The following is a 19,072-nucleotide window of genomic DNA, read 5'->3' as shown; positions in this document are numbered from 1 at the left end:
TCTGGACGCTTAGAATCAGCTTAGGGTGAAAGCTCATGAAGAAGGTTCTGGCCGTAATAATTATTGTTCTCATGCTGGTTCCAGCCGTTAGTGCCGAAGCGATAGACGGCTCCGTGAGGTTTCTAAGTGGGACCTCGGAAAACACCCAGCAAGTAAGGGAGATAAGCCTGAGCATAATGGCCCTCGCAGCGGCGAAGGACGACGTGAACTGGGACATAACCCCCGAGATAGAGGTACTGGTCAACGAGCTCCTCGAAGACCAGAACGCCGATGGAGGGTGGGGCTACTACCCGAACGAGCCGAGTAACGTTCTCGACACGGCCTATGCGGTTATAGCATTGAGAACATTCATAGATAATGTCAGTTCACCTCTCCATGCAGAAGCTTCCGTATCTCTAAAAAAAGGCCTCAGATATTTAGTATCTGCTAATAATGGGGAAGCCTGGGGTTATATACCTAAAACAACGTCTGAGTGTTACCCCACCTTAATAGCCTTATGGGCTTTAGGAATGAACAAATACACCATCCACAGAGAGATTGTTAAGAACGCTATTGAATACCTCTCCTCTGTGGAGACATGTGAAATCTCTCCTCATGAAAGATTTGCCTTGGAACTAATAGCTTATCATTACCTCAAAGTTCCCGTTAACTCTGAGCAGATAGAAAGGGCCAAGTACATATTGCTGAATGAAACTCTCACAACCAAAGAGAGAGCAGTATTAACGTATGCTCTTACATTATATGAACCAGTAGATTTCAATACGTTAAGGGCGCTCCATATACTCATTAATCAGGGCCAAAAAACCATAGACAACCTAACATACTGGACGAACGTACCAAATTGTTTTGGTACCAGCGAACTCGTGGCCACTACAGCGTACGCTATCATGGGGATATCCAGATCATATCAAAAACCAATACCTCCCGAAAGTTTCAACGAAACAACCATGGATCTCTGCTCAGTTTTAGCATCGGCACAAAACCCTGATGGAGGTTGGCCGTTTTCTGATTTTCAAGAGTCCAACCCTACAGTCACTTACTACGCTCTGAAGGCATTATCTTCTTGTTATCCTCGTGATTCAAAGATCATACAGAATGCCCTGACGTTCATGAGAAAAGTTATGAAAAAAGAAGAAGACAAAATAAAGCTAAGAAACTATATTTCCCCCGAATACTACTACGCGGTTAAAGCTCTAGCTGAGTCCGGAGAGCTCAGTAGCAACGAAAAAAACGAGATCATCAGAAACATTCTAAACTCCAGACTGCAAGGAACTAACCTATGGGGATCCAAAATCCTAGGTCCACAACCGTTAGACACCGCCTATGCCATCGATCTCTTGCTGGATTTGGGAATATCCCCCTCAGATCCTGTAATACAAAGTGCAACAAAATGGTTAATGGATATAAGCAGCACTGGCTGGGGTACATACATGGGCGGAAGATACATTAAGTACATGCTGAAACCAAATCTTTTTGTAACAATGGTGGTGTTGAAAACGCTCACAAGGGTTGTCAACGAGAAGGAGGTGAGAGAACACATTGATTGGCTTGAATCTCAGAGATGGGACAAAGGATGGGGCTATTATAAATACTACGAGGACATAACCGGCAGAAGAATCCCTCAAGAACCAGAGATTTTCATAACCACTGAGATTACAACATTACTCTTAGAATATGGCATTGATTATAGAGAAGACACACTCACATTGATCCTTGAAAATCTGAACGACATCAAAGAGAATTATCTGGATCTGGCCGCTTCTATAGCATTCATAGCCAAGATAAGGCCGTTAGTAACCTTGGAGAACATCGTGTCAATTCTAAATACTCAGTCGTTTAAGGTATTCGCAGATTCGGACGAGTACAACATCTCAAAGATTGCCTCAAACCTGCATAGTGTCTTTGGTCAGCAGTTTATAAAAACCAAGACAATCTCAAAAGAGGGCAACTACGTAATCATCTCAAAAATTGGAGGAATTGACGTACAAGAATACAACCCCCAGATCACCGTAGAGATACTCAACAGCTCCATTAAGATCGGGGATATAGAGGTTCCCAAATCAGACGTGGTTCTGATAGTTCCTGGAAGGACCTCAAACGGATTTGCACTGCTGATACTATACACCCCCGGAACCGAAGAGATAGTCAAGGAGATATTCAGCATCGGCTTCATAAAGTACATAAGGGGAGACGCGATGGTTCTCGTAAACGAGAACGGAAAGGCGAGAGTAATAGTGGTGAGGTGATTAGGGAGTGAGGGCTCTAATCATAGGGGTCGGCCAGTGCGGCACTAAAATCGCCGACCTCTTTTCCCTCGTCGATTTTGAGGCCCTAGCCGTTAACACGTCCAAGGGAGACCTGGAGTACCTGAAGCACATCCCCCACGAGCGCAGGATACTCATAGGTGAGGGCCTGACCAGGGGAAAGGGTGTCAACGCAAACCCCATCCTCGGAAGGGAAGCGATGAAGCGCGACCTCCCCTTGGTGATGAGAAAGATAGGCTCGATCATCGGCTACGAGGACATTGACATCTTCTTCCTGACCTTCGGCTTCGGCGGCGGAACCGGTGCAGGAGGAACGCCCATCCTAGCCGAGGCGCTGAAGGAGGAGTATCCTGATTCCCTCGTAGTAGCGATAGGCGCCCTCCCGCTCAAGGAGGAGGGCATAAGGCCCACCATAAACGCAGCCATAACGATAGACAAGCTCTCCAAGATAGCGGACTCGATAATAGCCATCGACAACAACAAGCTCAAGGAGGGGGACGACGACATCAGCAAGGCCTATGAAAAGATAAACTACACGATAGTGGAGAGGATAGCGTCGCTTCTGGCCCTCGTCGACGTTCCCGGCGAGCAGACTTTGGATTCAAGCGATTTAAAGTTCGTGCTCAAGGCCTTCGGGAGCTTTGCAACGGTCGGATATGCCAAGGCGGACGCTGGAAAGGTTAAGAGCCTGTCGAGGCTCATAATGAAGTCCTTTGAGAGTGAGGGACTCTACCTCGAGGCAAACATCGAGTCAGCCCTTTACGGCCTCGTCGCCGTCCACGGCCCGCCTGAGGTGTTGAAGGCGAGCGACATCTTCGAGGCCTTGGACTACCTCACGGGCAAGATAAGGGGCAAGCAAATCTTCAGGGGCTTCTACCCGGACCCAAGGGAGAGGGAAGTTGAAGTAGTTACGCTCCTCAGCGGAATCTACGACAGCAGGAGCATCGAGGACATCATAATCACCGCAAAGAACTACGCCCAGTCCTTTATGAAGGCCAGGGAAGAGGCCGAGACTAAGAAGAAGAAGCTCCTTAGTGGCCTGCCGGACTTCGACGATGTCTACCCCCCAGGGGAGACAGGGGTCTCGGAGCTTTACGACGGCTCGTTTCCGGACGTTGATGGTATCACGAAGAAGCTGAGGAGGCAGGAGGATGACTGATCCGGTCAGGGACTCAGTCGAGGTGGCCCTCGACCTCGACGAGAAGGAAGTCTATTCCCACATCGCCCACGAGAGTGCCGAGGACATCATCAGGATAATATCCTCCCTAGATGCGGAGAGGGCCAAGCTTCACGGCGAGGTTATCTACTACAGGGACGACTGGGACGACCTCATAAGGGAGAGGATAGCGAAGGGGAAGCGCCACACCGCCTTCGACTTCTACAATCCAGCGCTCCTCGACATCTGGGAGGCGAAGGTGCAGGAGATAAAGGAGATAAGGAAGCGCGAGAGGCTCGGATATACAGCCCTGGGCATCGTCATAGCCGCCGCGGGAGCCATCTCTGTCTTCACGGGCCAGCCCTACGTCCTCCTCGGCCTGGCACTGCTTCCGCTGGCAGTGCTACTCCACGACAGGGCGAAGGAGAGGTTCGACCTGATATACTACGAGCTCACCCAGCTCTTCATTGACGAGCTCAGAAACCTCGTGGGGGGACACGGCCTCCAGCCAGAGCACTACAAGTTCAAGATATTCAGCGGTGATTATTTCGGTATCGAGACCAAAAAACTCGGAACGGGCCTTTTCGCGGTGGTAAAGGTCGAAAAATCGAAGGGCAACTATTAAATATATGTTCAAAGATATACCCATTGAGGGAAGAAACATGCGTATTGTGAGACGTGGTCAAGTGTCCTTAGAATTCATGTTAGTGTTCGGTATCATGCTCGTACTTATGTTATACTCCGTCAACAGCATAACCTTCCAGCAGGGTTCCACCTCAGCGGAAACCCTGAACATGCAGATTCTCCTGGAGGAGAAGAACCTCGCAAACACCATCGCAGGCACTGTAGCCCAGGTCTACGCCCAGGGACCCGGGGCGAAGTCCACGACCTACGCTAAGGTCACCTACCTTGCCGAGCCGGACTACCTGCAGAAGACCTTCGGCTCCACTTCGGTTACCATAAAGGGCAGCGGGAACTCCGTAATGGTGTGGGTAGGGAGCAACTCGGTCACGAGCGGGGACAACAAGAACACCGTGACTACGGAGGTGCCATACAGCTTCAAGGAAGCCTCCCTCCCGTTCCCAAATGGCCTTCCCTCAAAGTCCGTTAGAATAGTCGTGGAGTGGAACCCGGACAAGGCAGAGGGCTGGAGCAGCAAGACCGTCGACGGATACCTTGAGATCAGAATCAACATCAACCCGGTGGGTGACCATGAAGAGGGGACAGATCAGCCTTGACTTCCTGTTCGCGATTACTCTCATCGCCATCACCGTTCTTAACATGGTCTACATCGCCAACATGCAGCGAAGCCACGCGGAAACCTTCGACGCAACCACCCGTCTGAAGATATTCTCCGTGGACATAAGGGACACGGTGACCAAGGTATACGCCTCCGGCAACGGGTTCAGCGCCAAGAAGGAGTCACCCATCCCGCTCACGGGTGGCGATAGCATCACCGTAAGGCTGAGCTCGAAGGATAATATGATAATCATAACCGGCAACATCGGTGGAAGACAGTACACCACGGTACAGCAGAGCCCGGTCCCTATATACCAGGACGAATCAATTCAGATAACACCCGACAAAAGCGAGATATGGATAAAGGCCCGGGAGAGGGGAGGGAAGGTTTATGTTGAGCTCAGCTACTCGCCGTAAAGGGCAGGTCGCCATTGAGGTTCTCTTCATGACCGCGATAATACTGACAGGGATAGTCATCCTCGTTCCCTCTTACCTTGACGAGAACCGGAGCAGCACCCTTATCACCTACGTGAAATCCTCCGCTTCGAGCGCGTGCTCGTACCTCAATTCAGGGGTCACCGCGGACAGTCAGCCGTACAGTATCCTCAACCCCGTGATAGAGAAGTCCAACTACACCTCGAGAAACTTCATGGTCTCGTCGATAAGCTCAAGCGAGAGTGGAGACACGATAACCATTAACATACAGGTCAGGTACTCCGGAAAAGTCGACCTCGACAACGATAACATAGCCAAGGCGATACAGGACTTTTTGGTGAGGGACCTCCTCGACCACACCAACGCCAGGATGGAGGGGAAGACCATCTACTACGGCGGGAAAAAGGTCTTGATAAACGTGAACGTGGTGGGAGCATGAGGCGCAGGGGACAGATACTTTCGCTGGACGCAATGTTGGCATTAGTCATGGTAGTCGTGATGCTCGGCACGATAACCAGCACCTCAACGGCCCTTCAGAACGAAATATCCACAATGGTGAGCTGGTACGATAGGGCTAACATAGCCAGCAATATGCTCGACGTTCTGACCAAGAACCCGGGAGACCCAGCCAACTGGATCAAGGACGCTTCAAAACTCAGGAGTCTTGGCCTCAGAAGTGACACGTACCCCTACGCAGTCAGCTACGAGAAGATATCAGCCCTGATGCAACTGGGGGACGACACCGCGGTGGTCAACAGCCTAATCAGCATGAGCAACAACAAGGACTTCGAGCTCCACCTCTACCTCACAAACACCACCGTCAGCCTGACCGGAAACTTCCCCAAGAGGGTGTTCATTGACCTCAGCGACGGAAAGGACAGGAACATGCAGATAGGACAGGGCAGCACGGGCAACAACCCCTTCGACGCCACCAACGTGACGCTTAACGGGGACAAACTCCCCAAGCGCAACCAGCCGTACAGCCTCTCCCCTGGGGACGTTCTGGCGTTCTACACCCTTGAGGACATAACAGTTCATGATAGAAAGAACGGCGAAGACTATCCAATCCCCGCGCCCGCTTACGTAGGGATACAGGTGATATCCACCGGCTCACACTTCCAGGTGCAGTGGACCGACAGGGGGCTCCACATAACCGGACAGGGACAGGTTAGGATCATAGTGGAGGGCTACCAGAAGAACACTATACAGGTGAATGTCGATGTGACGGAGCCCGAGGAGCTAACGGCCCCCTCATACAGGATAGCCGTCATAAACGGAAGCAAGGTGAATGATGACGCCACAATACAGAAATCCCGCGACAGGTCACCGTGGGTCGAGTACATAGAGAGAAAGGTCACGGTGGAGAAGTTAAAGTACGAGGAGAGCATCGATGTCGATTCACCCTCAACCACCGAGTGGATAGCCGGCAGGCTGACGATGAACGTGCCGGAGTACGCCTACTTCCGGGTCACCGTTGCGCCCCAGGACACGGGTAGGATAATCCTGATAGCTAGGGATGGAGACGAGTATAGGGGCGTGCTCATAGAGAAACAGAGCGAGGATTCTGCCCTGCAGGCGGTAGTGGCAACCTCGGGCGATTCATCCCCGCCCAAGTTCTACATAGGGAACACGACCAGCGTGGACGTTCCATGGAGCTCTATATTCCAGGCATTCGACACGAGTACCGGTTCGAAGGTCATCCTGGTGTGGATATACGGCAACACGTTCGGCGGGACGGCCAAGATAACGGACATGGGGCATCTGGGCACCATTATGAAGCCCAAGTTTGAGAGAACGATGTTAAAGCTGTGGGTGTGGGATGACTCATGAAGAGGCGAGCCTTCATTTTCACACTTGACGCGATACTATCCGTGTTTCTGGCACTGATAATAATAACGAGTATAATCGGGATAGAGGCCCAGACTAGGAACGTGTACTCCACTTACATGCGCTCGAGCGACAAATACCTCGCGGAGGACACGTTGACGATGCTGAAGACCGTTCCCCTCAGCGACATCGTCCCGCAGGAAAAGCTCTCGGAGTGGATATCCTCAGGGGTTATCAACACCACCCTCGTCGACCCCCACATGTCCCCCCTCGAGATAACTACCACATACTGGTCGATGGACGCTAAGTACCCCTCCCTGAGGCTGAGGGAAAAAGCCGGGGAGATTTTATCGTTCATCCTGGACACGGCACTGAAAGACTATAACTACGAACTCATAATCTCCACCAACAACAGCAGCAACGTGTACAACTACGAGAGGCCCTACATCATCAAGAGCGGCAGCAACTACAACCTGACCCCAGACGTCATGCCAGCGACCCTTATACTCAGCGGTTACGAGTACAACAAAACGCCCAGGGGATACATGGCCAGGGCCTACCTGAGCAAACTGAAGGCGAAGGAAACGACGTACACCTACATGGGAGACTACATAGCAACGGCTAATGATAATACGGGACCGATAAAAATCAGGTACATCGTCCCCACGTCGCAGTTCCCCTCCGATGCGAGGATTACTGGAGTTAAGTGGCTCTTGGAGGGAGCTTGGACGTACTCGGACTACTCCATCAGGATCAATGACAAATACGTCACCTGCCGGGACTGGGACAATGGGGGATGGAATAACGTCCACCTAAACGAAGAGCTTGAGGACACCAACGACAACGACTACACCACCTGCAACCTTGTGGAGGAGGTACAGAACAGTGTGGATCAGAATATCAACGTCACATTCCAGGTGCTGGTAAAACACTCCATGAACTCCGGTGAAGACGGAGCCCAGCACATCATAATCACCTACAAGACGTCTCAGGCGTCCACCTTCACATACCCTCACAAGTTCTACTTCGCCGATGTCTACGCCAACGATTCGCTGGACATGGAGAAGTACGTCTTCGCCCCCGGAAACATCAGCGAGCTTCGCATTCACATCGAGGGTGAGAACATAGAGGTCGTGACGGCCAGATTCCGGATATTCAACAAACTCTCTGACCCGATAACTCTCTCGAGGTCGGGCAACGTGTTCACCGCTGACAACGCCACGATAGCGAGTGCCATACAGTCGACCGGTTACACGTACCAGGACATCTCGGGGTCTTTCTTCACCATAATCTTTGACATAACAAGGGCAAGCTCCAGTGAACTTCACCTCGACGGGACGAAATCCTACGTGTACGTCGGCTACACCCCGTTCGTCTACGCCAGCTTGTACTCGATAGACTTTAGGAAGACCCTCGATGACTACACTGCCAGAAACCGGAAGAGCGGCGACTTCTACAACGATGTCACCTGGCAGTGGAGCCTACCTGAAAAAGGAACCCCCATCTACGTCAAGTATCAGTTCCCGTGGCTTCATGATGCGGGGACAGTATGTGACCAGGACGTCCGGATACTCAGCAAGGACGAGACAACATGGATAACCCTCTACGACGCTCCCCAGCACAACGATTTCCTCGATGTATTCACCAGATGGGGATACACCGTCACCACGAGGGACTACCAAGGCAGAGTGGTCGAGGACGCCATACATCCTGGCCTCAACAAATTTGACCTCTCCTTTGGGAAATGCTACGGAGTGGACCCCTCCCACGCCCTCGGTGAGGTTCTGTTCCTCCTCGACGCCTACGCCCCGTACAAGGACATCAAGCCAAAGCTCCTCCAGGGATACCCAGAGGTCAAGGCCTACAACCTCACCTACAAGTACATAGTTGGAAGCACTGTGAGGGAGTCGAGCATAATCATAGGCGACAAGGCCGCGGTCTCCCGCGGGGAATACATGAACTTAACCGCCGCAGAGCTGAAGCCAGGGGACTACGCCGTGGACGATGCGGTTCTCAGGCTGTTCCAAAAGCTCGGTGGGGATGGCTGGAACCACCCGATACTGGTCGAGCTCTCGGACACCAAGATAGACTTCGCGTCCCTCGGTGGAATTCCAAGTTCAATATCGCCCATAATGGTCACCCTAAGGGTATGGAGGGAGAACTCATGAAGAGGCGAGGATTCCTCATAAATTCGGCCGTTCTGCTTCTTCTCATCCCGCTGTTACTGCTCATAGCCACGTACGAGGATGCCTCATCGATGATAATCACCTCCCAGAGCGAGAACGTCCAGATAGAGAGAACGTTCAGGCTGACTTCTTATCTGGAGGAAGACTTCAAGAACACTCTCTCGCTCTCCACGAAGAGAGCTATCGCGCTCAGTGTTGATTACGTTACCAGCGAGAGGCCTCTAGACAACGCCAGCGCGGCTTTGAAGCAGCTGATAACCTACGGCCACTACCCCTACATAGGGGGGACGAACTCCGAGTGGAAGTCTCGCGAGGAGTTCTTCATGAAGAACAACACCATCAAGGACTGGCTGAGGAACATGGAGTGGGAGCTCGAGAGGCAGGGCTACACGATGAAGCCAAGCCCGGATGAGATAGTTCAGAACATGAAGCTCACCGTGGCACCGCTCGACTCCTTCCACATAGTCGTCAACGCGAGCATACCCAACATCATCATAGAGGACTCCTCAGGACTAGTCGTCTACAATTCCTCAATCCCGCAGAAAGGCTCCGTTTACGTGGTTATTCCGATAGAGGGCATAGAGGACCCGCTCTTCCCACACCTCACGAGCGGAAGAACCTCCAGGATAATCTCCGCGTGCAAGTTCGCCTACCCCTCAATCACCCCGCCCTACACCCGCCTCGATGGATACGGGCATTCCAGCATAAAGACCTTCTCAGGACAGCTTTACAACGTGCCCAGGGGAGGAACGATATTCTACAGCGACAAGTACACCGCGGGGGAGAACGTCCTCGGTTACATAACGAGGCAACAACCGTCCGAGACCCCGAACGCCCCTTACATCTTCAATACAACGCTCGGCGGAAGGAAGGTTTCGCCCTTGAGCGTCTTCAACCCGGGAGACATAGGAGTCATGACGTTCGATTCAATCAGCGGGGGCACTGGCACTCCCTCCCACTGGTGCGAGAAGAAGCTGGAGTACCGCGCCAACATGACGCTCCCCAGTACCGCTCCCCCGAATTCACTCGTGCTCCTCGAGCTCACCCCCTCCTCCGTGCCGTTCGGAAGCGCCGTCCATGACGGTAGCGCCGCCTCAATAAGGATATACAAGCGCTCGGACACCTCCTGCGAAATAGCCCCCTACTGGATAGAATACTGGGGGGACGACAAGATACTTATCTGGCTCAACACCACCGACACGAGGGAGTACACCGTCTACTACTCTACCAGCGACCAGAGCATGGAGTGGAGCGGAAACATAGCGATCTTCCCCGTTCACAACCAGAGCGTGGCCCTAACCGCCGGCGAGGAGGAGAGCAAGCTTGTATCCACCGTACCGTGGGATTCGTTCTTCGTCAGGTATTCGGTTAAGGCCTCGACCAGCACGTGGGATTTTGACTCGGGAGTGGAAGTAGAGACGATTCCAAAGGGTGGAGAAAAATACCTGAAGGCCACAGTTAACTACCCCGAAAGCCTCTCTGGAGTCCAGATACCCATTCACCTAGACTCAGCAACGGCCCAAGCGATAACCCACAACTCTCAAAACGAAGCACAGATAGAGGTTTACTCGGATGAACAGCTTCAGAATCCGGTTCCCTTCTGGATTGAATACTGGAACGATAACGGTGCTCTAATCTGGGTTAAGGGGAATCTTCCAGGTACTTTCTACATAAAGTACAACACGGGAACTTACACGAGGGGGGACGGCTCCCAGGTTTTCCTTTGGTTCACTGATAGCGATAAGAGAATAGACGACGGCCAAAGCACCTCTTTTGACCTCTCCAGTTACGGCATACAGGGCGATATAGCCATCAGGTTTAGTATGAAACCCACAACCAAGAACAAAGCGTGGAACGCGGGGATAAGGGTCCACACGGAATACACGTACAAAGTGCGCGGAAGGTGGTATACGGACGTATACTACATCAACTTCACCGACGATTTAGTGGAGGAGGACAACACTCTGAAGATCCAAGACGAATGGTGGGACGACTATTATGGTGGGTGGTACTCCTATTATCCAACTAGTGTGCAGAAAACCAGGGGGTGCTGTGGATACCGCACGTACGAAGTCTCAATACACCCGGGATACTGGGACGGTGATTATCCCGTTGCTGACGTTGATTTTGCAGACTACGGCACTACCAACAGGGCATACTTTGATAATCCCATAAGGTACAACGACGACGATGGCTACTACCGTGTGTACAAAGACCCCCTCCTCAGCCTCGAGCTGATAAACCTCGATGACAATAATGATAATACCGCAGTTTTCGACTGGGTCTTCATAAGGAGGTACGTGGACATCTCCCAGCTCTCGGAGTATGTCGAAATCGCCGGAGGGCAGGAGCCGGTCTCACTCCAGTTCATAGACGACAACCCTGGCCATCAGGACCACGGGGGCGACAAGCTCGCCATCCTTCAGGATTGGGACACCAACCTCGACAACTACAACGGGGCCTGGGACGTGGAAACTCCCCAGAGGTACGAGGTAATCGTAGAGAAAGACTCTATCAACCTCGACCTGACGTTCACCCACAGTCCCAACCTCGCGGGCTCCCGGGAGTCCACCGCGAGCGTGCAGATCGGACAGGTCACGGGATTCAAACTATTCGCCATCATCGACAACGGCCAGGGGAACGACGCCTACTTTGACTGGATAGTGGCGGCCCTGTACCCGTACGAGACCTACACAGAAAGCCAGATTACGACCACCTCGAGCGAGAGCGTGCCGTCCGCCGGGGGATACTCCACCGCGAGGGCGTACGATATTCAGCCCTTCATCGACTGCATCCAGGCCCAGAAGTACTTTGGAGTACAGGGGGCACCGTCGTTCTTTGAGAGACTGGAAGGCGGGGACACCACCAACAGGAACTACTACGAGAGAATAGCCGCGAAGATGCAGATGGCCGTCTACGGAACCGCTAGATACCCCATAGGACTGGTGAGCTTCATCCTGCCGAAGGACCTGCCGCCCAACCTCAACTTCCTCATCAGGAGACAGCCCGCCGCTGACTACATATACCTCAACTATCGCGACTACCCCTCAGACAACCCGAACGCCAAGAAGGTCTTCGGAATCTCTACCAACGGCGGCGTCTCATCGCCCTTGCTGGACGAAAACTTTTATCTAACACCCGCGATAGCTAGAAAGATGTTTGACGTACAGGGAGCGAGCGACCTACTCCAGGGGTGAAATAATGTCCGTTGAGGAAATCCTATACAGAGTAGGCGATGCAGTATACTCAATTGGGGACAGGATCTCGGAGTTTTTGAAGCCCTCCCCCTCCGAGCAACCCCCTGACTTCAAGTACCTGAAAAAGGTCATCAAAAAGCCCCTGAGCCCGCACGAGTTCCTCAGCCTTAAGCTTCAGATCAGCTTCCTCCTTTACCTAGGCATCGGTCTGATACTTCTATTCCTCAGGGCCAACCCCCTGTGGATACTGACCCTGGCGGTCATTAATTTCCTCTACGTAAGGCACCTCACGACCAGGAACAGGAGTTTCTTCATCGATGTTGAACCGTACAGGTTCTTCTACTACTCAATAACCTGGCTAACGTTCGCCGCGTTCGCCGGCTACGACGCGGTGAGGAGACTTGCCACTAGCGTGTATTACTACTACGGCTACCTCGCTCTCGTGGTTGCAGTGATCCTAGCTTTCAGATGGTACTTCAAGCAGAGATACGGCAGGGACTACACCTACGGGACAGTGGAAGAGATCAAAGGTGAAGCCGTCAGGGTTTTCGTCCACGACGACATAGCGGCCAACGTTAAACCTGGCTACTACTGGGTGGACGCGGTGGAAGACCTAGAGGTCGGCAGGGTTGTGAAGCTCATCGTGGAGGATAAAAAACTCAGAGGGGCAGTCCCGGTTAGGATAATAGAGATCTACCTCGATGATCAATCCTCCCAGAGCTCGACGGAGCCGAAGAACGCGACTGAGTGAAGGATCAGCAGATAGATGGAATGGCAGGGTTCGACTAAGTTCGTTTTGACGAAACCTTTTCCGTTCTTCTTTATCTCCAGGGGCTCGACACCACGGCATTCTGGTAGGATCATAACGGAATCTTCTCCCTCAACAAAACGGAAGCCGAGCCCTTCACAAACAGCTTCCAGGAAATCCCTGAACTCATTCCACCTATCAATTATGGTGCGGTAATAGACCGTGTGCCCCAAGCTATCACCATAGATAGTAAGGGCTAAAACTTTAAAAAGTTTTCTAATTTGCAATCCTTAATCGTAACCAGCAAGGCTTTTCAAAGGAGACCTAACATGATGAGAGAGCGATGATGAGAGAACCGTTGCCGATAAAATGAGGAGAGGACCGACTAGCTGAGCTCCCCGCAGAGCTCCGCGAAGTTCCGGTATATATCCACACCACGCTCGGTGTGGGCCACCTCGGGATGGAACTGCACACCGTAGATTGGAAGGCTTTCGTGCTTCATCGCCTCGACCGGGCAGGTTTCACTCCTGGCGAGCAGTTTGAAGCCCGGGGGAAGCTCCTTTACCTCGTCCATGTGGCTCTCCCATACTTTTAACTTTCTAGGGAGGCCCTTGAAAATGTCGTTCTCCTCAAGAATTTCGATCTCAACTAAACTGTACTCCGCCTTATCGCCCCTTCCGACCTTCCCGCCGAAGTGCTTCGCTATCAGCTGGTGGCCGAGGCATATGCCGAGGATAGGCACGTTGAACTCGTCGTAGTGCTCCAGGATTGCCTCACAGTTGCTGATCTTGTTTATATCGGGACCGCCCGAGAAGATTATGCCCTTTGGCCTCATCGCCTTTATCTCCTCAAGCGGGGTGGTGTTTGGGATAATTTTCGCCTCTACCCCCAAATAGCGGAGCGTCCTCCAAATCCTGTGAACGTATTGCCCGCCGTTGTCCATTATGATTATCATGCTCCCACCTCACTCGAACTCTATTGTGGCAGGAGGCTTGTTGGTGACGTCGTAGAGCACCCTCCCGACCTCTGGAATCTCACTCGTTATCCTGAAGGCTATCCTCTGGAGCACCTCGAAGGGGACGTTCATTGCATTGGCCGTCATGCCGTCGAGGCTCTCAACGACGCGGACGGCGATGGTTTCTTTGTAAGCCCTAATGTCGCCCTGAACTCCGACGGTTTTAACGCCGAGAAGAACCGCGAAGGCCTGCCAGGGCTTCAGCCCGGCCCTCTCAATCTCCTCCTCGACTATGGCGTTCGCTTCCCTCACGATGGCGACTTTTTCCGGCGTTACCTCTCCGAGGACTCTCACTGCCAGCCCCGGCCCGGGGAAGGGCATACGGTTGTATATCTTCTCGGGAAGGCCAAGCTCCTTGGCAAGCTCCCTCACTTCGTCCTTGTAGAGGTCCCTCAGCGGTTCGATGAGCTTCAGGTTGAGCCTCTCTGGAAGGCCGCCCACGTTGTGGTGGCTCTTGATCTTTCCCTTGCTCTCAATCCAGTCTGGGGCGATGGTGCCCTGGATAAGGAATTGAGCATCTATCTCCTTCGCAACCTCCTCGAAGACCTCGATGAAGACCCTGCCGATTATTTTCCTCTTCTCCTCCGGGTCGGTTACGCCCTTAAGCTCACTGAAAAAGCGCTCGCTAGCGTCAACGTAGTGCAGGTTAAGGCCGAACTCGTCGCGGAAGGTCTTAACGACGAACTCAGGTTCACCCTTGCGCATAAAGCCTGTATTGACGAAGACCGCGTGGAGTCTATCGCCTATTGCTCTGTGGGCAAGAACCGCGGCCGTCGAGCTGTCCACACCACCGGAGAGCGCTATTATAGCCTTTCCATCACCGACGGTCTTCCTTATCTCCTCAACCTTCTCCTCAATGAACTTCTCCCACATAAGCACCACCTTTTTTGCGAGCATTTGGGAGTCAATATATAAACCTATCCTTGTGAGTTTTAGCAAATTCATGTCAAAATTTCTCCGAGCCTGCCCTCCTCAAGGGCCTGCCTCAGTTCCATCGCGATTCTCCTGCCGGTGCTCACCGGAAAGTCGTAGCGGAGCCAGCTGTAGGGCGAGCCGTGGACGAAGGGGTTGGTTCCTGCCACTATTCTGGCCGAGATTTCAAAGACCACAAACTCAAGCTCTTCCGTGAACACCCCTTCGAGGCAGAACGGCCCCCAAAGACCGCCCATGAGCTCCTCAGCGGTTTTCACGACCCTTTCTCCGGCTTCAATCACGTCCATCAGCAGGCTCTCGCGGAGAACTATCGGGATGTTGCCGATCACCGTGTAGTTTGTCTCCAGTTCCAGACCAAGCTGTTCTTTGGCGGGTATTCTACCTATTGCATCGGCGTTGCTCTCGTAGCGCCTGTCAACGCTCATCAGCTCAAGCTCGCGGTTGAGCTTCGAGTAGAAGTAGTGAGGATAAACCGGAACGCCGAGGACGTACTCCTGAATCTGAACATTGGACAGGTCTTCCTTGTCCCTTATCCCAAGCCTTTTGGCCTTTTCCCAGAAGTCGGCTGGATTTTTGGCGAGGAAGTAGCCTTTCCCGCCCTTGGCGCCGTGAGGCTTGACAATAACGGGGCCATCAATGTCGTCCGGGTCGTCATAAACCCTCGGAAGGCGGAGCTTTGCCTTTTCAAGCCACCTCCTTTCGAGGTTCCGGTCGCTCTCCCACCTCAGAACTTCTTTGTTGCCGTAGTAGGGAACGCGCATTCTCTCGACAAGCTCGATTCCGAGGTGTGCCACGAAGGAGCCCGTGGGGACTACAACTGCCTCAAGCTCAAGCAGCTCCTCCTCTGGATAAGTCCCCTCGATGAAATGATCTGCTACCGGGAAGTACTTCGTGTAGAGCGGTCTGACCCTACCACTTCCGAAGGCGACCGTCTCAAAGCCCTCGTCCTTTGCGCCCTTGAGTATCTGAAGCGCCGAGTGGGAGGCGTACGTAGCGACCCTCATTCCTCCTCACCCAGAAGCCTTGGTAGGGATTCATGAACTTCTCTAAGCTCGGAAATTGACTTCCTAAGGAGTTCCTTCCCGTTCCAGCGGAAGACCGCCCCGCTTCCCCCGGCCCTTCCAATGACTGCGAAGTGCCTGAAAAGGGCCTTCAGTTCATCGAGGCTCTCTTCCGGGAAAGCCACGACGTAGCGCCCGTGGCTCTCGCTGAAGGCCACTTCCAATGGGCTGAGGTTTTCTTCCACATGAACCGCCGAGAGGTCTACCTCGAAGCCAACTCCTCCAGCTAAGCTCATCTCCGCCAGAGCGACCGCTATGCCGCCCTTACTCACGTCGTGGACTGAACTGACGAGGCCTTTCTCGATGGCCTTGAGAATTCCCTCGGCGTTAGCCTTCTCCTCGTCGAGGTTAACGCGCGGGGCAAGGCCACCCTCCACTCCGAGCCTTGCGTAGAGCTCCGAGCCCCCGAGTTCCTTCCTCGTAACTCCAACAACGCCGATGAGAAGGCCTTCCTCAAGTCCCATCGAGGGAATCTTCCCAAGCTTCACTTTCCCGAGGCCCGCAACCACGGGCGTGGGCTTTATCGGTTTCCCCGCTATCTCGTTGTAGAAACTCACGTTGCCGCTGACGTATGCTAAACCGAAGGCTTTAGCGGCATCAGCTAGTCCCCTAACCGTCTCGGCGAAGCTCCAGTAGACCTCCGGCCTCTCAGGAGAGGCGAAGTTGAGGTTGTCAACGAGGGCTAAAGGTTCCGCCCCGACACTCACGAGGTTTCTAACAACCTCTGCCACTGCACCCATCGCGCCGTGATAGGGGTTGAGGTAGCTGTGGTTGGGGTTTCCATCGGCCACGAAGGCAAGGCCGTATTCGTCGTTGATTTTCAGCACCGCCGAGTCCATTCCGGGCTTTACAGCGGTTCTCCCCTGAACCTCGTGGTCGTACTGCTCCCAGACCCAGCGCTTGCTCAGAACGTTGGGACTGCCCCATACGAGGTCGAAGGCTTCCCTAAAGTCAATATCCGGCGTCTCAACGTCCTTTTCCACGTTGTAAGGCTTCATCTCCCACTCTATCGTTGGGACGTCCGTGAGGAGCTCAACAGGCAGGTCAGCGACCTTTTCCCCCTTCCAGTAGACGATGTAGCGCGGCTCCTCTATGACCTCGCCGACAATTGCCCACTCCAGCCCGTACTTCTCGAAAATCCTTCCGATTTCCTCAATGTCTTCAGGTTTTACCGCGAAGAGCATCCTCTCCTGGCTCTCGGAAATCATGACTTCAGCAGGCCTCACGCCGGGTTCTCTTAGAGGAACCCTGTCGGCGTAGATCACCGCACCGAAACCCTTCTTCTCGGCCATCTCAGAAGATGCACAGGTCAAACCGCCGCCGCCGAGGTCCTTGAGGGCCTTCACCTTCCCCGTGTAGACCGCCTCAAGTGTCGCCTCGATGAGGAGCTTCTCCGTGAAGGGGTCGGGAATCTGCACAGCGGAGCGGTCTTCCTCCTCGGCGTTCTCGCTCAGCTCTTCGCTCGCGAAGGTTACGCCATGGATTCCGTCTCTGCCTGTTCTGTTGCCGACGAGGACGAGCTTTAGGCCCGCCTCGGTAACGTAGCTGTGGACGAGGTGCTCGGGCTTCATTATCCCAATGCAGGCCACGTTGACGAGGGTGTAGTTATCTAAGCTCTCATCGAACTCGGTTTCGCCGCCAACTGTTGGGACGCCTATCCTGTTGCCGTAGTCTGCTATACCCTTGACGACGCCCTCGAAGAGGTATCTGTTGCGCTCCTTCTCCAGAGGGCCGAAGCGTATGGGGTCGAGGAGCGCCATTGGCCTTGCGCCCATACAGAGTATGTCCCTGACGATTCCGCCGACGCCCGTAGCGGCCCCTCCATAGGGTTCAACGGCGGAGGGATGGTTGTGGCTCTCTATCCCAACGGCTATCCAAGTATCGTCGTCGAACTTAACTATCCCGGCATCCTCGCCCGGCCCGATGACGACGTGCTCGTTCTCAGTGGGTAAAAGCCTCAGCCAGGGCCTGCTCGACTTGTATGACGCATGCTCGCTCCACATGACTTCGAGCATGGCCCACTCAACTTCGTTCGGCTCTCTGCCGAGCCTTTCACGGATGAGCTTTTCCTCGTGGGGGAACACGTTAATCATCTCCTCGCCCACTCGACCATGCTTTTAAAAACCTTCAACCCGTCCTCGCTCCCGAGGAAGCTGTCGCTGGCGCGCTCAGGGTGCGGCATCGTCCCGAGGACGTTCCCCCTCCCGTTTGCCACCGCCGCTATATTAAGGACCGAGCCGTTCGGGTTTGCCGCCTCAGTTACGTTGCCTTCCTCATCGCTGTATTGGAAGACTATCCTGACCTTCGACGGGTTGTCAACGTAGTAGTTGCCCTCGGCGTGGGCAATCGGCATCCTTATGACCTCTCCGGGCTCGTAGAGGGAAGTGAATGGCGTCTCATTATCGGCAACCCTGAGGTGAACCCACCTGCAGAGGAAGCGCGAGATTTTGTTCGGCCTGAGCGCACCGGGTAAAAGGCCGGCTTCAGTTAAGATTTGAAAGCCGTTGCATATCCCGAGGACGGGCCTTCCCTCGCGGGCGAACTCCTTCACTTCCCCCATTATCTCCTGACGTGCCGCTATTGCCCCGGCGCGGAGATAATCCGCGTAGCTGAAGCCACCGGGAAGAACTACGCCGTCGAAGTCCTTGAGTGAGCGCTTGTACCAGACGCGCTCCGCCTCGGCACCGGCCTTCCTTATTGCCCTCTCCGTTTCAAAGTCGCAGTTGGTTCCTGGGAAAACGACAACGGCGAACCTCACCATCTCAGCTCACCGGCTCGACCCTGTACTCCCAGCTGTGGATGAGGGGGTTGGCGAGGAGCTTCCTGCACATTTCCTCGACTTCTTCCTCCGGGTTCTCGCTCTCCAGCTCGAACTCGAAGTATTTGGGGACCCTCAGGTTCTCAACCGCGTAGCCGAGGTTTCTCAATGCTTTTCCAATGACCCTCCCCTCGGGATCGTTGAGGCCCTCCTTAAGGCGAACGATAACCTTGACCTTCCATTTCATTCAGAC

General features: G+C 53.5%; 17 protein-coding genes. 10 read left to right on the top strand and 7 right to left on the bottom strand.

All coding sequences use genetic code 11. The features are described from left to right. Window positions 1-35: 35 nt before the first annotated feature. The 10 genes from A3L08_RS03360 (at window position 36) to A3L08_RS03315 (ending at window position 13,055) form a co-directional block, all read left to right on the top strand. On the top strand, window positions 36-2,246 hold the full coding sequence (locus tag A3L08_RS03360; RefSeq protein WP_088853691.1) for a prenyltransferase/squalene oxidase repeat-containing protein: 2,211 nt from the start codon (window positions 36-38) through the stop codon (window positions 2,244-2,246). Window positions 2,247-2,253: 7 nt separating this feature from the next. Next, the gene (locus A3L08_RS03355; protein WP_088853690.1) at window positions 2,254-3,423 is read left to right on the top strand and encodes an FtsZ/tubulin family protein; all 1,170 of its coding nucleotides are present in this window, start codon (window positions 2,254-2,256) and stop codon (window positions 3,421-3,423) included. Next, on the top strand, window positions 3,416-4,045 hold the full coding sequence (locus A3L08_RS03350; protein ID WP_088853689.1) for a hypothetical protein: 630 nt from the start codon (window positions 3,416-3,418) through the stop codon (window positions 4,043-4,045). Before A3L08_RS03355 ends, A3L08_RS03350 begins: the two co-directional genes overlap by 8 nt. A 94-nt stretch (window positions 4,046-4,139) precedes the next feature. Then, window positions 4,140-4,658, top strand: coding sequence for a hypothetical protein (locus A3L08_RS03345; RefSeq protein WP_232461757.1), 519 nt, complete (start codon window positions 4,140-4,142; stop codon window positions 4,656-4,658). Beyond that, entirely contained in the window at window positions 4,633-5,076 is a 444-nt protein-coding gene (locus A3L08_RS03340) for a hypothetical protein (protein ID WP_088853688.1), read from the top strand. The genes A3L08_RS03345 and A3L08_RS03340 overlap by 26 nt, the downstream gene beginning before the upstream one ends. 28 nt (window positions 5,077-5,104) lie before the next feature. Further along, the gene (locus A3L08_RS03335; protein WP_232461756.1) at window positions 5,105-5,533 is read left to right on the top strand and encodes a hypothetical protein; all 429 of its coding nucleotides are present in this window, start codon (window positions 5,105-5,107) and stop codon (window positions 5,531-5,533) included. Further along, window positions 5,530-6,924 carry a hypothetical protein gene (locus A3L08_RS03330; RefSeq protein ID WP_088853686.1) on the top strand — a complete coding sequence of 465 codons (1,395 nt, stop codon included), beginning with the start codon at window positions 5,530-5,532 and terminating at the stop codon, window positions 6,922-6,924. The genes A3L08_RS03335 and A3L08_RS03330 overlap by 4 nt, the downstream gene beginning before the upstream one ends. After that, a complete protein-coding gene (locus A3L08_RS03325) occupies window positions 6,921-9,089 on the top strand; it encodes a hypothetical protein (RefSeq protein ID WP_088853685.1) in 2,169 nt (722 codons plus the stop codon). The genes A3L08_RS03330 and A3L08_RS03325 overlap by 4 nt, the downstream gene beginning before the upstream one ends. Then, a complete protein-coding gene (locus tag A3L08_RS03320; RefSeq protein ID WP_157721581.1) occupies window positions 9,086-12,304 on the top strand; it encodes a DUF2341 domain-containing protein in 3,219 nt (1,072 codons plus the stop codon). The genes A3L08_RS03325 and A3L08_RS03320 overlap by 4 nt, the downstream gene beginning before the upstream one ends. A gap of 4 nt (window positions 12,305-12,308) precedes the next feature. After that, window positions 12,309-13,055, top strand: coding sequence for a DUF2101 family protein (locus A3L08_RS03315; RefSeq protein ID WP_088853683.1), 747 nt, complete (start codon window positions 12,309-12,311; stop codon window positions 13,053-13,055). On the opposite strand, the gene A3L08_RS03310 is transcribed toward A3L08_RS03315, so the two are convergent. The 7 genes from A3L08_RS03310 to purS form a co-directional block, all read right to left on the bottom strand. Beyond that, window positions 13,010-13,285, bottom strand: a complete 276-nt coding sequence (locus tag A3L08_RS03310; protein ID WP_088853682.1) for a TonB-dependent receptor — start codon at window positions 13,283-13,285, stop codon at window positions 13,010-13,012. The two genes, A3L08_RS03315 and A3L08_RS03310, sit on opposite strands and share 46 nt — an antisense overlap. A gap of 152 nt (window positions 13,286-13,437) precedes the next feature. Then, window positions 13,438-14,007 (bottom strand): GMP synthase subunit A, encoded by a 570-nt coding sequence (locus A3L08_RS03305; protein ID WP_088853681.1) that lies wholly within the window; start codon window positions 14,005-14,007, stop codon window positions 13,438-13,440. 9 nt (window positions 14,008-14,016) lie between these two features. Beyond that, window positions 14,017-14,940 (bottom strand): glutamine-hydrolyzing GMP synthase, encoded by a 924-nt coding sequence (gene guaA, locus A3L08_RS03300; RefSeq protein WP_088853680.1) that lies wholly within the window; start codon window positions 14,938-14,940, stop codon window positions 14,017-14,019. A 68-nt stretch (window positions 14,941-15,008) separates the two neighbouring features. Then, window positions 15,009-16,004: a formate--phosphoribosylaminoimidazolecarboxamide ligase gene (locus A3L08_RS03295; RefSeq protein WP_088853679.1), complete on the bottom strand. Its 996-nt coding sequence runs from the start codon at window positions 16,002-16,004 to the stop codon at window positions 15,009-15,011. After that, window positions 16,001-18,145, bottom strand: coding sequence for a phosphoribosylformylglycinamidine synthase subunit PurL (gene purL / locus A3L08_RS03290; protein ID WP_088854878.1), 2,145 nt, complete (start codon window positions 18,143-18,145; stop codon window positions 16,001-16,003). Before purL ends, A3L08_RS03295 begins: the two co-directional genes overlap by 4 nt. Before the next feature lie 5 nt (window positions 18,146-18,150). Beyond that, a complete protein-coding gene (gene purQ / locus A3L08_RS03285; RefSeq protein WP_088853678.1) occupies window positions 18,151-18,822 on the bottom strand; it encodes a phosphoribosylformylglycinamidine synthase I in 672 nt (223 codons plus the stop codon). Between the two features lies 1 nt (window position 18,823). Beyond that, window positions 18,824-19,066: a phosphoribosylformylglycinamidine synthase subunit PurS gene (purS, locus tag A3L08_RS03280; RefSeq protein WP_088853677.1), complete on the bottom strand. Its 243-nt coding sequence runs from the start codon at window positions 19,064-19,066 to the stop codon at window positions 18,824-18,826. Window positions 19,067-19,072 lie beyond the last annotated feature (6 nt).

Source organism: Thermococcus pacificus, assembly GCF_002214485.1.
GTDB lineage: Archaea > Methanobacteriota_B > Thermococci > Thermococcales > Thermococcaceae > Thermococcus > Thermococcus pacificus.
This window is presented reverse-complemented; position numbering and strand designations above follow the sequence as displayed.

Bases quoted from the DNA above. Each gene is read 5' to 3' on its own strand.
- A3L08_RS03320 (WP_157721581.1), top strand. From the start codon at position 9,086: ATGAAGAGGCGAGGATTCCTCATAAATTCGGCCGTTCTGCTTCTTCTC.
- A3L08_RS03360 (WP_088853691.1), top strand. From the start codon at position 36: ATGAAGAAGGTTCTGGCCGTAATAATTATTGTTCTCATGCTGGTTCCA.
- A3L08_RS03305 (WP_088853681.1), bottom strand. From the start codon at position 14,007: ATGATAATCATAATGGACAACGGCGGGCAATACGTTCACAGGATTTGG.
- A3L08_RS03345 (WP_232461757.1), top strand. From the start codon at position 4,140: ATGCTCGTACTTATGTTATACTCCGTCAACAGCATAACCTTCCAGCAG.
- A3L08_RS03350 (WP_088853689.1), top strand. From the start codon at position 3,416: ATGACTGATCCGGTCAGGGACTCAGTCGAGGTGGCCCTCGACCTCGAC.
- A3L08_RS03335 (WP_232461756.1), top strand. From the start codon at position 5,105: ATGACCGCGATAATACTGACAGGGATAGTCATCCTCGTTCCCTCTTAC.
- A3L08_RS03315 (WP_088853683.1), top strand. From the start codon at position 12,309: ATGTCCGTTGAGGAAATCCTATACAGAGTAGGCGATGCAGTATACTCA.
- guaA (WP_088853680.1), bottom strand. From the start codon at position 14,940: ATGTGGGAGAAGTTCATTGAGGAGAAGGTTGAGGAGATAAGGAAGACC.
- A3L08_RS03295 (WP_088853679.1), bottom strand. From the start codon at position 16,004: ATGAGGGTCGCTACGTACGCCTCCCACTCGGCGCTTCAGATACTCAAG.
- A3L08_RS03325 (WP_088853685.1), top strand. From the start codon at position 6,921: ATGAAGAGGCGAGCCTTCATTTTCACACTTGACGCGATACTATCCGTG.
- A3L08_RS03330 (WP_088853686.1), top strand. From the start codon at position 5,530: ATGAGGCGCAGGGGACAGATACTTTCGCTGGACGCAATGTTGGCATTA.
- purS (WP_088853677.1), bottom strand. From the start codon at position 19,066: ATGAAATGGAAGGTCAAGGTTATCGTTCGCCTTAAGGAGGGCCTCAAC.
- A3L08_RS03340 (WP_088853688.1), top strand. From the start codon at position 4,633: ATGAAGAGGGGACAGATCAGCCTTGACTTCCTGTTCGCGATTACTCTC.
- purQ (WP_088853678.1), bottom strand. From the start codon at position 18,822: ATGGTGAGGTTCGCCGTTGTCGTTTTCCCAGGAACCAACTGCGACTTT.